The sequence below is a fragment of the Nitrosospira multiformis genome (assembly GCF_900111585.1).
GTDB classification, from domain to species: Bacteria; Pseudomonadota; Gammaproteobacteria; order Burkholderiales; family Nitrosomonadaceae; genus Nitrosospira; species Nitrosospira multiformis_B.
Genome location: NZ_FOHI01000003.1, coordinates 362,853 through 376,686, shown reverse-complemented (window position 1 = coordinate 376,686; position 13,834 = coordinate 362,853). Strand labels below are relative to the sequence as shown.

Sequence of the window (13,834 nt, the reverse complement as noted above, 5' to 3'; positions counted from 1 at the left end):
ATGCTGGCAAGCCTTGCATTCATTTCGTTCAGAGCGGCGTGGAATCGCTGCGCCTCAATAATATACGAGAGGGAGCTGTTATCATCTCTGCATCTCTGCAAGCGGGATGTGCGAGGGGGCAGGATCAAGTATCATCTAAAGTACAATCTGGACAGGCCGGAATGCAGCATACTCATTACCGGCTTCCAGGCGGTCGGCACGGTGGGACGCAGCTCGGTGGAGGGGGTGGATCAGTGAAGATTTTCGATGACAATATTCCCGAACGGCTGGATATCTACACCATCGGCGGGCTTTCCGCTCACGCGGACCTGCTCGCCTGGCTGAGCCACTTCCGTGCTCCTCCCAGTCTGACTTTCCGGTCAGACTTTCCTCGTTCACGGCAACCTTCGACTTGCGCTCATCTGGCCGACACCATCCGGCAGAAACCAAACTGGAATGCAAGTATCCCTGTCCAATCCGCATCCGTTGAGATATAGCATGTCCCTGTTCACACTTCTGGAAAACTGGCTGGAAAACCCGCAGAAAAACCTGACCGGAAACTCGCTCGGAAATCCATTGAGAACCTCGTATCGCGTAGCGCTATCACGCGCAATAAAGTGGGCATTATGCAGCCTGCTTGTCTTCCTGCCGCTGCCGGGTTTGGCGCTCGACTTGCCTGCCCCGGTAAAATATGCGCTCGCACAGGCGGGTATCCCCCGGTCCGCCGTCGGTATTTACGTACATGAAACCGGCGCAGGACAGCCGCTGCTCGCTATCAATGCCGGCGTCGGCATGAGCCCGGCTTCGGTGATGAAGCTTCTGACCACATTCGCCGGACTGGAACTACTGGGGCCGGGATATGCCTGGAAGACGGAGCTGTATGCTGACGGGATTGTTCGGGGTGATGCCCTTCACGGCAATCTCGTCATCAAGGGCTACGGCGATCCGAGGCTGAATCTGGAGAACTTCTGGTTGCTCACCCGACGGCTGCGCCAGACTGGATTGCGCGAGATCACCGGTGACCTGGTGCTCGACAGCAGCCATTTCGATCTCCCCGGAAGCGACTCTGCCGCATTCGACGGCAGGCCCTATCGCGCATACAACGTCCTCCCCGAGGCGCTGATGGTGAATTACCGGACGCTCGCGCTGCGGCTGCTGCCGCAGCCGGAAAGCAGGAGCGTGCGCATTGTGGTGGATCCTCTGCTGCCCTCTCTCGACCTCAAAAACAGCCTGACGCTCACCAACCGTGCATGCGATGACTGGAAGGACGACCTTGGCACGGATATTCAGTCCGGCACCGGCCTGGACGGCCGGGTGTCCGTGACGTTCAAGGGCAGCTATGCCCTGGGGTGCGGCGAAAAAACCCTGTTCCTCAGTGTTCACGACACTGCTCGCTATACCTTCGATCTATTCAGGCAGTTGTGGGAACAGCAAGGCGGTGTTCTGCGCGGGAGCGTGCGCAGGAGTGCCGCTCCGGGAGGAACTGTTCCGCTGGAAACCCACCAATCTCCTCCCTTGACGGATATCGTGCGCGATATCAACAAGTTCAGCAACAATACCGCAGCACGGCAGCTCTATCTCACCCTGGGGCTGGGCAGCGAACCACTCAGGGAACCGCAAGTAATGCCGGCTTCCTTCAGCATCGGCTACGGAAATGATCGAGCCGCCAAAAGTGGAACAATACTTTCCCTGGATGGAACCGGGGAGAATCCTGACCCGTCACGCGCAACCCTCGCCAAATCGGAAACGGCCATCCGGCAATGGCTCGCTTCCCGCCAACTGGTCTTTCCCGAGCTGATCCTGGAAAACGGGTCTGGATTGTCGCGGAATGAACGCATCAGTGCCGGCCATATGGGCAAACTGCTGCTCGCCGCATTCCAGAGTCATGTCATGCCCGAATTTGTCTCCTCCCTGCCCATTGTCGCAGTGGACGGCACCATGAAGAAAAGGCTGAGCCGCAGTGCCGTCGCCGGCCAAGCTCATATCAAGACAGGCCTGCTGGAGGGGGTAAAAACTATCGCGGGTTATGTGCGCGACAAATCAGGCAGGCGCTCGATCGTGGTTTTTTTCATCAACCACCCGCGCGCGGAGAGCGGACAAGCTGCGATGGATGCACTGCTCGATTGGGTCTATGAGGGGCGATAACGCTCTTCAATGAAAGTTGTGTTTCGAGAAGCCGGAGTAGAATACCCGGCGTGCTACAGCAGTAAGGAAACCCCTTACAGCACCGAGAGCAATGATCTTCGACTTGAAAGACTTTCCCGGATATCGTCAGATCTCAAGAATCGCCGTTCCGCCCTTCCCCGAATGGTTAACGCACTTCGCAACACAATCGATGCCGTTTTTCAAAAGAAACTGACTGCGGAAGATATCGCCTCAATCCTCGATGAACTGCAATCCAGCGGTCAGATCACAGTCAGTGAGAATAAGGTTGAATATCAATTTGCGTCCTGATGCTTCCTGGCGGTTGCAAGCATTACCTCGTGCTCTTCGCCACGCCACGTAGCGAAGTGCTCGCGTAACATCCTCACGTTCAAGCATCATGGCTAGCGTTATTTCCGGTTTTCATTCAATCCTGCTATCCAACCCGTTCTCCGCAATCTCCGCTGCGCGCAGCAGGGCCCTGGCCTTGTTTTGCGTCTCCACCCATTCGCTTTGAGGAACGGAATCGGCAACGATGCCGGCGCCCGCCTGGACATGCAACTTGCCGTCCTTGATCACTCCGGTGCGGATGGCGATAGCCAGATCCATATCCCCGTTGAATCCAAGATATCCGACTGCACCTGCATAGATTCCACGCTTCGAGACTTCCAGCTCATCGATAATTTCCATTGCCCGCACCTTCGGCGCGCCACTCACGGTCCCCGCCGGAAAGGTGGCTCGCAGCACATCCATCGCATTGAGGCCGGGCTTGAGCCGGCCTTCGACATTGGAAACAATGTGCATGACGTGCGAGTAGTGCTCGATACGCATGTTCTCTGTCACCTTTACCGTTCCGATCTGCGCCACGCGTCCTACATCATTGCGCCCCAGGTCCATCAGCATTACATGTTCCGCCCGCTCTTTCGGGTCAGCGAGCAGATCGGTGGCCAGCGCCGCGTCTTCCCCCAGAGTCTTGCCTCGCGGGCGGGTTCCTGCGATCGGGCGTACCGTAACCGTTTCACCTTCGAGTCGCACCAGGATTTCGGGCGAAGCTCCCACCACGTAAAAGCTGCCGAAGTGGTAATAAAACATGTAGGGAGAAGGATTGAGGCTGCGCAACGCGCGGTACAGCGCGAGCGGCGAGGCGCCGTACGGTTTACTGGTGCGCTGGGATAACACCACCTGCATGATATCGCCATCAAAAATATAGCGCTTGGCCCGTTCTACTGCCGAGATGAAATCCGCCTCCGAGAACTGTGACACCGGCGCACCCGATTCACACGGCGTTTCCAATGGAATCCGTAACGGTTCTCGGAGAGATCCCAGCAGTTCTTTCAACCGTTTCCGGGCGCTGGAGTATGCGCCCTCCAGAGCGGCGTCCCCATATACGATGAGATAGAGCTTGCCGGAAAGATTATCCACCACTGCCAGCTCCTCCGAAACCAGCAGCAGGATGTCCGGCGTATCCAGTGTGTCAGGCAGCAGGCGCGCGCCCGCGCCGGCGAGCCTGCGCTCGATATAACGTACCGTATCGTACGCGAAGTAGCCCGCGAGACCGCCGCAAAAACGCGGCAGGCCGGGATAAGGTGCCGTCTTGAAGCGCGTCAGATAGGATTGAACGAAAGCAAGAGGATCTTCCGACTGAAATACTTGGCTGGTGCTGCCGTCGATTACGCTGACATCGTTGCCGCGCACTTCGATTCGACTGCGGGCGGGTAAGCCGATAACTGAATAACGTCCAAAACGCTCGCCTCCCTGGACGGATTCCAGCAGATAGGAATAAGGCTCGTTTGCCAGCTTCAGATAAACTGACAGCGGTGTGTCAAGATCGGCAAAGGTTTCCAGGACGACAGGAATGTGCGTATAGCCCTTTGTCGACAGGGCATGAAATTCTGCTTCCGTCATGATTCAGACTCCAAAAAAACAGAAAATGAAAAAATACCGCAGACCGGATCAATGCTTATCGAGCCGCCAACGCCAACCCCGACAGTGCCAGTAGCACCATCCCTGGATTGCATATCTTTCCTTTCCCGTTTTTCCGTTACTCATGAGGATTTCTGGATCAGCTTTGTTGCCTCGTATAACGATGGGACGATCGCGTCGCAATCAAGCTCGTACACGTCCCGTCCTTCGTTATATCCATAGGGAACACAAAATACATGAGAACCCGCTGCGCGCGCAGCCTGGGCATCATTCAGCGAATCCCCGACCAGCAGCATCTCATGCGGCTCGATTTCGAAACGTTCACAAGCGTGCAGCAAAGGCATCGGATCCGGCTTCTTTTTCGGCAGGCTATCGCCCGAAACCACGATATCGAAGTAGTCCAGCAATTCCGCCGCACGAAGCAGCGGCAAGGTAAAAGCCTCTGCCTTGTTGGTCACGCAAGCGAGCCGGAAGCCGCCCGCACGCAAAGCGTTCAATCCCTCGCGCACGCCGGGGTAAGCGCGCGTATCGACATACAATGTTTTTTCGTAGCTGCGCTCATACAGCGGCATTGCGCGTTGCAAAAGGTCTGTGTCGGGCTCGCCATCGAGATCCCCGGTGAGCGAACGTTTCACCAGCTTTTCTATCCCTTTGCCAATATAGGATTGGATGGTTTCCAGCGGAAGCTCGGCTTTTCCCAGTTCCTTCAGCATCATATTGGCAGCGGTGGCAAGATCAGGCGCGGTATCCAGCAAGGTGCCGTCGAGATCGATCATGACTGCTTTGATCGGCAGGGGAAAATGCCTATCAGGGGCAGAAGTACGTACAAGCGGAGAGAGGCCTTTGTTCACGTCGTATTATCCATATTCATTAAAAAATAATACCGGCTCGTTCGTATAAGCGACGAAGCGACGGAGAGTTTTCCAAATGGGTCGCTCCAAACTTCGGGAGTTTACTCGCGAGCACGCTCAAACCTTCTTCAGTTCTGCTCGCAGGGCTGATAAGATGGTGTCATAACGGTGGGGATCGCTGTCCTTCCCTGCGCTGTAAATTGCGGAACCGGCAACGAAAGTATCCGCTCCAGCACGCGCAATTTCCGCAATGTTGTCCACTTTCACGCCCCCGTCGATTTCCAGCAGTATGTTTCTGCCGCTCTCATCGATACGTTTTCGCACTTCCCTTAGCTTCGGCAACGCTTCCGGAATGAATTTCTGTCCCCCGAATCCAGGATTGACCGACATGATCAGTACCAGGTCCAGCTTGTCGAGAACGTGATCAAGATAATTCAACGGTGTGGCGGGATTGAAAACAAGTCCTGCCATGCACCCCTGTTCCTTGATGAGCCCGATGGTGCGATCGATATGGCGCGTTGCCTCCGGATGAAAGGAAATGATATTGGCTCCTGCTTTCGCGAAATCCGGAACGATACGGTCAACCGGCTCGACCATCAGATGCACGTCGATAATCGCGTCGGTTACCGGTCGAATGGCTTCGCACACAAGGGGTCCGATAGTCAGGTTGGGTACATAATGATTATCCATCACATCGAAATGGATAAAATCCGCCCCGGAATTGATAACTGCGGAAACTTCCTCGCCCAGCTTGGCAAAGTTTGCAGATAAAATGCTTGGAGCAATGCGGTAATTGGCCATGAAGGGCGTCCTTGTGATGATCAAAAAAGCTCAATTTTAACCGTAAATTGTCTTGCGGCGTTAGTGGCATCGGTCTTTAAAGCTGCTGTTCCTGGTTGCGATCTCTTGCAGTCTTGAAAAATCGTTCCAATGATTTTGCGGCATGCTGCCCTTGCCCTGAGCCGGAAAATAGTGTGCAATGCCAGTATGACTGAAGGAAAAAAATACGAGATCGCGGTAAAGGTTCATACCACCTATCTTCCGGAACAATCGGACGAGGCGCTGGATCGCTATGTATTCGCCTATACGATCGTTCTTTCCAACACCGGTACTGTCACCGCTCAGCTCATCAGTCGGCACTGGGTCATCGCCGATGGCAGCGGCGGCGTCCAGGAAGTAAGAGGTCTGGGAGTGGTGGGGGAACAACCACTGCTGAAGCCGGGAGACAGCTACGAATACACGAGCGGTACGGCCATTTCGACACCGGTAGGCTCAATGAAAGGCAGCTACCAGATGGTGGCCGAGGATGGTCTGCGCTTCGACGCACCCATTCCCGAGTTCATTCTGAGCGTGCCGCGAATCCTCCATTAAGAAGTATCTTCCCCCTCGTTACCCATACTTCTTCCGCCCGTATCGTCGACGACGATGAGCCCGTTTTGCCTCGGCTTCGGTGAGCGGAGCGGGACTTTTTCCCGCGTAGGGATTGCGGCCTGTCCTGAATTCTATCCGTAACGGCGTTCCCTCCAACTCGAAGGTATCGCGAAATGTATTTTCCAGATAGCGCTGATAGGTCTGGGGCACGGCATTGAGGGCGTTGCCATGGATTATAATCAAGGGTGGATTCGAACCACCCTGATGGGCGTAGCGCAGCTTGGGACGCGATGTACCCGCACGCGGGGGAGGCTGCTTCTCCACCGCGGCCAATAACGTGCGGGTAAGCCTGGGAGTGGGCAGATGAGCCATTGCCGCCCCATAAGCGGCATCGACAGAGGGCAGCAGTCCTTTCGTGCCAGTGCCATGTAGCGCCGAGATGTAGTGAAACCGGGCGAAATTCTGCAGAAACGGCAATTTACGGTTGATATCGCGCTTGATTATGTCACGCTGGTACTCATCCAGACTGTCCCACTTGTTCACGGCCAGCACCAGTGCCCGTCCTGCTTCCAGGATGAATCCGGCAATATGCGCATCCTGATCCGAAATCTCGCTGCCAGCATCCAGCACCAGTATCACCACGTTGGCATCTTCTATCGCTTGCAGTGTTTTCACCACGGAAAACTTTTCCACGGTCTCTTGCACCTTGCCGCGGCGGCGCAAGCCGGCTGTATCGATCAGGGTATAGTTACGTCCATTCCGCTCAAAGTCGATATAAATGCTGTCACGCGTGGTACCAGGCTGATCAAACGCGATGACACGCTCTTCTCCCAGCAGAGTGTTCACGAGCGTTGATTTCCCCACGTTCGGACGACCTACGATAGCGATTTTCGGATGCTCGTCTTTTCTTTCCTGCTCCGGTTCGTCGGGAAGATCCTGAAGCGCCAGCACCACCAGTTCATTCACGTTGTCGCCATGGGCGGCGGAAATTGCACAAGGCTCGCCCAATCCCAGTTCGTGAAATTCCGCAGTAACGACGGAAACAGCCATGCCTTCGGTCTTGTTTACCGCCAGCAGGATTCGGCGACCTGATCTGCGAAGTTGCTCGGCGACAATTTTGTCCTGCGCCGTCAAACCGCTTCGACCGTCCACGATGAAGAGCACGACATCAGCCTCGTCAATTGCTTGCAGCGTCTGCTTCGCCATCTCGTGCAGGATGCCTTCCGTCGCCATCGGCTCGAAGCCTCCTGTATCGACCACGAGATACGGCCTGTCGCCCAGCTTGCCGTGTCCGTAATGACGGTCGCGGGTCAACCCCGGCATGTCAGCCACCAGCGCGTCGCGACTGCGTGTCAAACGGTTAAAAAGCGTGGACTTGCCGACGTTGGATCGCCCTACCAGTACGAGGGTGGGTTTCATGATTTCAGTTTTCGTCTAACAGGGCTCGGCTGCGGCATATGGCACGGAATTGAAGCGCTGAACAGCGAATTCCCGGATTACCGAGATGTTCCTCAGAAGGTGAATTTTCAAACACGCACCCAAGCACATGACTAGGCCCACGACTAGGCACCAAAGGCAAAAACTCCGCCTTTCCGGGTTTGTACCGCAATACCATTGGGCAAGGATATGGGACGGGCGGTAATAGCACTTTCGTCGGTTCCGGAGCGCGCAATAATGGCGCCATTATCCTTCCTGATGAAATTTACATAACCTTGAGAATCTCCTACCACGATGCGAGCGCCGTGCGCCAGCGGAGCGGATAACTTGAGTCCGTTGAGCAGATCCTGCGCCCATACGCTGGTGCCATCCCTTTTGTCGTAAGCCACTATTCCGCCCCTGTTCTCGCTCACATAAACGTAATTGTCATCCATGGCCAGACCGGCATTGCTGGATACATCCCGGGCCCAGATCTGGTTACCGGCTGTAATATCGAAGCAGGCGATACGCCCCTGGTAGGCAACAGCGCACACCTGCTGCTCATCCAGAACGGGCAAGCTGGTAACATCCGAAATTCGCTCAAGTTCGGTGGCGCCTCTCGGTCGTGATACCATTGCCTCCCAAACCAGACTGCCGTTCGAAAGATTCAGCGCCACGAGCCTGCCTCCGGCAAAACCAGCATATACTCTATCATCGGCAATCAGCGCGCCAGCGAAACTCCGTACCGTCAGTGATGGAGTAGCGCCCTGATAAACCCACTTGCGCTTGCCGCTCTCGCTATCCAACCCGTATATACGACCGTCTCCCGTACGAACGACTACCACACCCATTCCGGCATGCGGCGGGCTCAGCACTTCCGTTGAAAGATTCGCAGTCCACTTCGGTTTGCCGCTTTTCTCGTCAAAAGCCAGAACTTCGCCCTTGAAAGTGCCCACCAGCAGCATACCATCTCCCGCGCCGATTCCACCCGCGAGAGGATGCTTGGTATCGATGACGCCTGAAGCCTTGCCTGAAACTGCGTCGAAACGTACAAGACGACCATCCGGTCCCCCCGCATAGACCGCGCCATCGCCGAAAACCGGCAGAAATACAGTCGCCGGACTTTCCTCGACACCCGCCTCCCAACCGGGACGGGTGCTGGGTATCACCTCCAGCTGTGCGATCTGCTCCGGGCTCATTTGAACCTCACCTGGTCCGAAAAGATCCGTAATACCGGATACATCGATATCGGCAAGGCTGCGGCTCACATCGCGCACCATATCTACCATGCCCGCACATCCGGAAAGCGTGAAGGACGATACGAACAGCAGAACATAGCGCCAGAATGCACTATTCGCCAGGTGAAACGGACGCGATTCTCCCCGGAGTGATACTTCCTTGTGCACGCCCCTGACGTCGGCCATAGCGCTTCCCGGCACATCCGCAGGCACGGGAAACACATTCAGCAACTCATCGGCTGAAGCTTTGCTTGCGCGCATTTTCCTGTTTATGAGAAGGAGTAGTTGCGAAAAAATCAACGAGCCGATCAAGGCATATCAGGTTAAGGGAGCGGCTTCCAGAGTGGACCGGCTGCAGCAAGCCGCCAAGGGTAGCGGGCTCGCGCTGAAGTTTATCCGGTTTATATCGAAACTGTAACTATTTGGCGCTTGGCAGCGCATCCAGCTTCATCTGCACGATATCATGGTAAGTGCTGCCGGAACTTATCCTGGCAAGCGCCATTTGATAAGCCGCCCGGGCTTCCCCAGCTTTCCCGATGGCCGCCAGCACATCGCCCCGGCGATCGGCATAGAGTCCGTCGAAGGATTCCCCATGCTTGACCTCAAGCAGGCGCAGCGCCTCGTCGTATTTTTTCTCATCCAGCAATACGCCCGTCAAACGTAATCGCGCCATGTCTTTCAGCTCTTCTTCCCCGGAATTGTCGAGTACCCATTGCAGGCGGTTTTTCGTGTTCTGCAAATCTCCGGCGTTGAAGCTGGTCTGAGCCGATATCAATGCCGCACGCGACGCGTAACCGCTACTCGGAAAGCTTTCCATCACCAGACCGGCAGCGTCGCTGATTTTTTTTGCATCGCCACTCCCCTGAACCTGTAGCACGGAATCATACAATTCCAGGGCCTGCTCGGTTTTCTGCTTCTTGTAGTAGTTCCATGCCTGTGCGCCGGCGATACCCGCGATGAAAACTGCGACAATCACAACCACCAGCGTGCCGTACGTGTTCCACCAGGATTTCAGCTCGTCTATATTTTCCTGTTCTTCCGGATTATATGCTGCCATTTACCTTCCCAAGTTTGGAATTGGAATTCTTCTGATTCAAGCCTTTTTCAACAGGTCGGCAACTTCCGCAAGCTCCACCCGGACCTGCTCCGCTGCTTCCCGCAGCGGCTTGATACTTATTTCGCCGGCTTGCGCTTCATCATCTCCGATGATGATCGCAAAACGCGCTCCACTGGCATCGGCTTTTCTCATCTGCGCTTTGAAGTTGCCCTCTCCGCAATGCAGAATTGCCTGGAACCCACGATCCCGCAAGTGTCTTACCGTTTTCCAGGCAAACCCGGCCGCGACATCGCCCTTGTGAACCACGTAGACATCAGGAGGAGTCTGAGGGATGGCACTGTCCATCACCAGTGCCAGTACTCGTTCCACTCCCAGGGCGAATCCGCACGCGGGAGTAGCCTTGCCGCCGACCTGTTCTACCAGTCCGTCATAGCGTCCACCTGCGCAGACGGTTCCCTGCGCCCCCAGCTTGTCGGTGACCCACTCGAATACGGTGCGATTATAATAATCCAACCCCCGTACCAGTCGCGGGTTGATCTCGAAGTCGATCCCCTGCTCGCGCAGGATTTGCTGCAAACCTTCAAAATGAATGAGGGAGTCTTCGTCCAGGTCATCCAGTAACCGCGGAGCGCCCTCGATAATCTCTCTCATCCCGGCATTCTTGCTGTCGAGTATGCGCAAGGGATTGCTGTGCAGGCGCCTGGATGCATCCTCATCCAGCTTGCATAGATGCCGCTGCAGGTAGCCGATTAGGCGGGTACGATGCACAGAGCGTGACTCCGCGCTGCCAAGCGTCCCGATTTCGAGTCGTACCCCGGAAACGCCGAGCCGTTTCCACAAGTCGGCACCCATGATGATAAGCTCGGCATCGATATCGGGGCCGGCATATCCCAGAGCTTCGGCGCCGACCTGATGGAATTGCCGGTAACGTCCTTTTTGCGGACGCTCGTGGCGGAACATCGCACCCGAATAATATAGCCGTTGCGGGCCGGAATAGAGCAGATTATGCTCAAGAACCGCACGCACGCAGGACGCGGTTCCTTCCGGCCGCAGTGTCAGGCTCTCGCCGTTTAGATGATCCACGAAGGTGTACATCTCTTTCTCGACGATGTCTGTGACCGCCCCGATGGAACGCACAAACAGGTCGGTCTGCTCGACTATCGGCATGCGGATATTGCGGTAGCCATAAGCCGCCATCCAGTCGCGGACACTTTGCTCGAAGAACTCCCACCGGTCGATCTGATCAGGCAGGATGTCGTTCATCCCGCGTACAGCCTGAATCCCCCTAGTGGGCATCGACTGCTTTCTTGGGGTATTTCATCTGCACATATTCATCGACTATCTGGCGAAACTCTCCTGCGATATTGTCGCCTTTCAGCGTTACAGACTTCTGGCCATCCACAAATACCGGCGCCACCGGCCGTTCCCCTGAGCCTGGCAGGCTGATGCCGATATTGGCATGCTTGCTTTCGCCGGGGCCATTGACCACGCACCCCATCACAGCGAGGGTCATATTTTCCACACCCTCGTATTCCTCGCGCCATACCAGCATCTGCTCGCGCACGTAGCCCTGGATGCTTTCCGCCAGTTCCTGAAAATAGGTGCTGGTGGTACGGCCGCAACCGGGACAGGCGGCAACCAGAGGCACAAAAGCGCGCAAACCGGTGGTTTGCAGTATCTCCTGAGCCACAATCACTTCGCGCGCGCGGTCTCCCCCTGGCTCGGGCGTCAACGATATTCGTATCGTATCGCCGATACCTTCGAGAAGCAGTACCGACAGTGCTGCCGTGGAAGCAACAATCCCCTTCGAACCCATGCCCGCCTCGGTGAGCCCAAGGTGCAGCGCATAGTCGCAGCGGGACGCAAGAGCGCGATAAACGGTAATGAGATCTCTCACCCCGCTCATCTTGCATGACAATATGATTCTGTCACGACCCAGCCCGATCTCCTCCGCGCGCTCAGCGCTTTGAAGCGCAGAGGTAATCAAGGCTTCGTACATTACCGCGGAGGCATCCTTCGGGTCCCCGGAGCGGGCATTCTCGTCCATCATGCGCGCCAGCAGCTCGGGATCGAGGCTTCCCCAGTTGACCCCGATGCGCACCGGTTTTTCATACTTGCAGGCCGCTTCGATCAGAATGGAAAACTGTTCGTCACGTTTCTTTCCATGCCCGACATTACCAGGATTGATACGGTATTTCGCCAGCGCACGTGCGCAACCGGGATACTCTGTCACCAGTTTATGGCCATTGAAGTGAAAATCGCCTATCAGGGGAACGTGGCAACCCATATCATCGAGTCGAGCCCTGATACCCGGCACAGCCTTGGCAGCTTCGGCCGTATTGACGGTGATGCGCACGAGTTCGGATCCGGCACGCGCAAGCTGAGCCACTTGCACGGTGGTAGCGATTTCATCTTCCGTATCGGTATTGGTCATGGACTGCACTACGATGGGCGCGCCCCCGCCGATCCGGATCGAACCTACCTGAACGCCCACGCTGTTCCTGCGTGGGGGAAAAGCACTTTGAACCATAGACATGATGAATATGAGATGCTGCGTTGAAATTGAAATCTATTGGAGCACGAGATGTGCCATTCCACCGGGAAGTTTGGCGAAAGTCGAGAGATCGACCGGGCTGTTATTATAGACAAGCTTGACCTGACCCGGGTTTCCGATCATGAGGGAATAGGGCGGCTTACCACGCAGCACCTGCTCGCTCCCAGGAGGATTGACTCTTGAGAGAAGCAATTTACCGCTGCCATCCTTGACTTGCACCCATGACTCCCCGGCAAACGTCAGACGAATTCCAGCTTTTGCAGGAGGTGGCTTCGGAGCCACTGCGACCTGAGGTGATTTTGGAGCAACTGCGGCCTCAGGTGGCTTCGGAGCAACCGCGACTTGAGGCGGCTTCGGAACAACTGCGACCTCAGGTGGCCTCGGGGCCACTGCGCCCTGAGGGGGCTTCGAAGCAACTGCGCCCTGAGAGGGCTTCGGAGTCACTGCGACATTGGCGGACTCCCCCCCTGGAACTGCCGATGCTGTGGGACCGGTGTGCGGTGCCGGTGGCGGCGCAAGAGGCAGAGTGAAAGGCTCTCCAGCGGAAGCTTCGGTACCGCTCCCAGCGGCCTCGTCTTTATGCGCGGACGCCACGGTGTCCTGCTCTCTGCCCGTATCCGCAGAAGGTGCTGTCTCCTGAATGGCGGCAATACCCCGCTCTGACTGGGAAGCCATATCGGGAGCAAGCGCGGAAGGTGCGGGAGCTTGGGATTCCGGCGCTTCTGCGGTGGGCGCCTGCGGCGCAAACGGGAATGAAAGAGTCGGCTGCTCGGTGTCTTTCTCCGATTCCAGTGCCATGTCGGGCTGCTCGGCAACTGGAGCCTTGTCACCGCTATAGATCACGTAACCCAGCAGAGTGATCGCCAGGACAATTCCTCCGCCGATGACCGCGTTGCGTTTCAGATACTCCTGCCCGGAGGGGAAAGGGATCTCCTCACTTGGAGGTCGCCCCACCTGCGCAGTCGGAGGAGGAACCGACTGTTCAAGCAACTTCAATAACGGCGCCTCATCCAGTTGCAGCAATTTGGCATAATTGCGCACGAATCCGCGCAGGAAAGGGCCGCCGGCAAGCTTATCGTATTCATCCTCTTCGAGTGCCGTCACCTGCCGCGCTGCAAAGCGTAACTGCCGCGCAACGTCCTCAATATCCAGACCGCGCTCCAGCCGCGCAGCGCGCAGCACTTGGCCAACCTGCTCTCCGGTTTGTTTTGGTTCCTCATGCTGCTCGATGTCGCTACTTTCAGGAGCTTCCATTCCCTCACCCCATCTCATGTTACCTGACGCTTCATATCCGGTAATCGCT

Annotated in this window: 14 protein-coding genes; 4 read left to right on the top strand and 10 right to left on the bottom strand. The window is 56.3% G+C overall.

The window, feature by feature from the left end:
• Genes BMW46_RS15945 through dacB form a run of 3 tightly spaced genes read left to right on the top strand, consistent with a single transcriptional unit; the run spans position 1 to position 2,124 of the window.
• Complete coding sequence (locus tag BMW46_RS15945; protein ID WP_074706487.1) at positions 1–237, top strand: hypothetical protein; 237 nt, start codon at positions 1–3, stop codon at positions 235–237.
• Positions 162–476, top strand: coding sequence for a hypothetical protein (locus tag BMW46_RS07105; RefSeq protein ID WP_218141770.1), 315 nt, complete (start codon positions 162–164; stop codon positions 474–476). The genes BMW46_RS15945 and BMW46_RS07105 overlap by 76 nt, the downstream gene beginning before the upstream one ends.
• A 1-nt stretch (position 477) precedes the next feature.
• Positions 478–2,124 (top strand): D-alanyl-D-alanine carboxypeptidase/D-alanyl-D-alanine endopeptidase, encoded by a 1,647-nt coding sequence (gene dacB / locus BMW46_RS07100; protein ID WP_074706482.1) that lies wholly within the window; start codon positions 478–480, stop codon positions 2,122–2,124.
• Positions 2,125–2,355: 231 nt separating this feature from the next.
• Here dacB and BMW46_RS15340 read toward each other — a convergent pair whose 3' ends face one another.
• The 4 genes from BMW46_RS15340 to rpe all read right to left on the bottom strand — a co-directional run bounded on the left by BMW46_RS15340 (position 2,356) and on the right by rpe (position 5,696).
• Complete coding sequence (locus BMW46_RS15340) at positions 2,356–2,523, bottom strand: hypothetical protein (RefSeq protein ID WP_177171049.1); 168 nt, start codon at positions 2,521–2,523, stop codon at positions 2,356–2,358.
• A gap of 21 nt (positions 2,524–2,544) precedes the next feature.
• Positions 2,545–4,026 (bottom strand): anthranilate synthase component I, encoded by a 1,482-nt coding sequence (trpE, locus tag BMW46_RS07090; protein WP_074706480.1) that lies wholly within the window; start codon positions 4,024–4,026, stop codon positions 2,545–2,547.
• Positions 4,027–4,166: 140 nt separating this feature from the next.
• Positions 4,167–4,895 carry a phosphoglycolate phosphatase gene (locus BMW46_RS07085; protein WP_256376989.1) on the bottom strand — a complete coding sequence of 243 codons (729 nt, stop codon included), beginning with the start codon at positions 4,893–4,895 and terminating at the stop codon, positions 4,167–4,169.
• Between the two features lie 117 nt (positions 4,896–5,012).
• Entirely contained in the window at positions 5,013–5,696 is a 684-nt protein-coding gene (gene rpe, locus BMW46_RS07080) for a ribulose-phosphate 3-epimerase (RefSeq protein WP_074706477.1), read from the bottom strand.
• Between the two features lie 186 nt (positions 5,697–5,882).
• On the opposite strand from rpe, the gene apaG reads away from it, so the two are divergent.
• A complete protein-coding gene (apaG, locus tag BMW46_RS07075; protein WP_074706676.1) occupies positions 5,883–6,266 on the top strand; it encodes a Co2+/Mg2+ efflux protein ApaG in 384 nt (127 codons plus the stop codon).
• An 18-nt stretch (positions 6,267–6,284) separates the two neighbouring features.
• Here apaG and der read toward each other — a convergent pair whose 3' ends face one another.
• The 6 genes from der to BMW46_RS07045 form a co-directional block, all read right to left on the bottom strand.
• On the bottom strand, positions 6,285–7,685 hold the full coding sequence (der, locus tag BMW46_RS07070; RefSeq protein ID WP_074706475.1) for a ribosome biogenesis GTPase Der: 1,401 nt from the start codon (positions 7,683–7,685) through the stop codon (positions 6,285–6,287).
• A 143-nt stretch (positions 7,686–7,828) separates the two neighbouring features.
• Positions 7,829–9,181 (bottom strand): outer membrane protein assembly factor BamB, encoded by a 1,353-nt coding sequence (gene bamB, locus BMW46_RS07065; protein WP_081355713.1) that lies wholly within the window; start codon positions 9,179–9,181, stop codon positions 7,829–7,831.
• 157 nt (positions 9,182–9,338) lie between these two features.
• On the bottom strand, positions 9,339–9,977 hold the full coding sequence (locus BMW46_RS07060; protein ID WP_074706472.1) for a tetratricopeptide repeat protein: 639 nt from the start codon (positions 9,975–9,977) through the stop codon (positions 9,339–9,341).
• 36 nt (positions 9,978–10,013) lie between these two features.
• Positions 10,014–11,273: a histidine--tRNA ligase gene (gene hisS / locus BMW46_RS07055; protein WP_074706471.1), complete on the bottom strand. Its 1,260-nt coding sequence runs from the start codon at positions 11,271–11,273 to the stop codon at positions 10,014–10,016.
• Positions 11,263–12,513, bottom strand: a complete 1,251-nt coding sequence (ispG, locus tag BMW46_RS07050; protein WP_074706468.1) for a flavodoxin-dependent (E)-4-hydroxy-3-methylbut-2-enyl-diphosphate synthase — start codon at positions 12,511–12,513, stop codon at positions 11,263–11,265. The genes hisS and ispG overlap by 11 nt, the downstream gene beginning before the upstream one ends.
• Positions 12,514–12,546: 33 nt before the next feature.
• Positions 12,547–13,785 carry a RodZ domain-containing protein gene (locus BMW46_RS07045; protein WP_074706465.1) on the bottom strand — a complete coding sequence of 413 codons (1,239 nt, stop codon included), beginning with the start codon at positions 13,783–13,785 and terminating at the stop codon, positions 12,547–12,549.
• Between the last annotated feature and the right edge of the window lie 49 nt (positions 13,786–13,834).

Excerpts from the sequence above, each read along its gene's own strand:
- BMW46_RS07045 (WP_074706465.1), bottom strand. The coding sequence starts at position 13,785 with ATGGAAGCTCCTGAAAGTAGCGACATCGAGCAGCATGAGGAACCAAAA.
- BMW46_RS15340 (WP_177171049.1), bottom strand. The coding sequence starts at position 2,523 with ATGATGCTTGAACGTGAGGATGTTACGCGAGCACTTCGCTACGTGGCG.
- hisS (WP_074706471.1), bottom strand. The coding sequence starts at position 11,273 with ATGCCCACTAGGGGGATTCAGGCTGTACGCGGGATGAACGACATCCTG.
- der (WP_074706475.1), bottom strand. The coding sequence starts at position 7,685 with ATGAAACCCACCCTCGTACTGGTAGGGCGATCCAACGTCGGCAAGTCC.
- rpe (WP_074706477.1), bottom strand. The coding sequence starts at position 5,696 with ATGGCCAATTACCGCATTGCTCCAAGCATTTTATCTGCAAACTTTGCC.
- trpE (WP_074706480.1), bottom strand. The coding sequence starts at position 4,026 with ATGACGGAAGCAGAATTTCATGCCCTGTCGACAAAGGGCTATACGCAC.
- dacB (WP_074706482.1), top strand. The coding sequence starts at position 478 with ATGTCCCTGTTCACACTTCTGGAAAACTGGCTGGAAAACCCGCAGAAA.
- BMW46_RS07060 (WP_074706472.1), bottom strand. The coding sequence starts at position 9,977 with ATGGCAGCATATAATCCGGAAGAACAGGAAAATATAGACGAGCTGAAA.
- BMW46_RS07105 (WP_218141770.1), top strand. The coding sequence starts at position 162 with ATGCAGCATACTCATTACCGGCTTCCAGGCGGTCGGCACGGTGGGACG.
- bamB (WP_081355713.1), bottom strand. The coding sequence starts at position 9,181 with ATGCGCGCAAGCAAAGCTTCAGCCGATGAGTTGCTGAATGTGTTTCCC.
- ispG (WP_074706468.1), bottom strand. The coding sequence starts at position 12,513 with ATGTCTATGGTTCAAAGTGCTTTTCCCCCACGCAGGAACAGCGTGGGC.
- apaG (WP_074706676.1), top strand. The coding sequence starts at position 5,883 with ATGACTGAAGGAAAAAAATACGAGATCGCGGTAAAGGTTCATACCACC.
- BMW46_RS15945 (WP_074706487.1), top strand. The coding sequence starts at position 1 with ATGCTGGCAAGCCTTGCATTCATTTCGTTCAGAGCGGCGTGGAATCGC.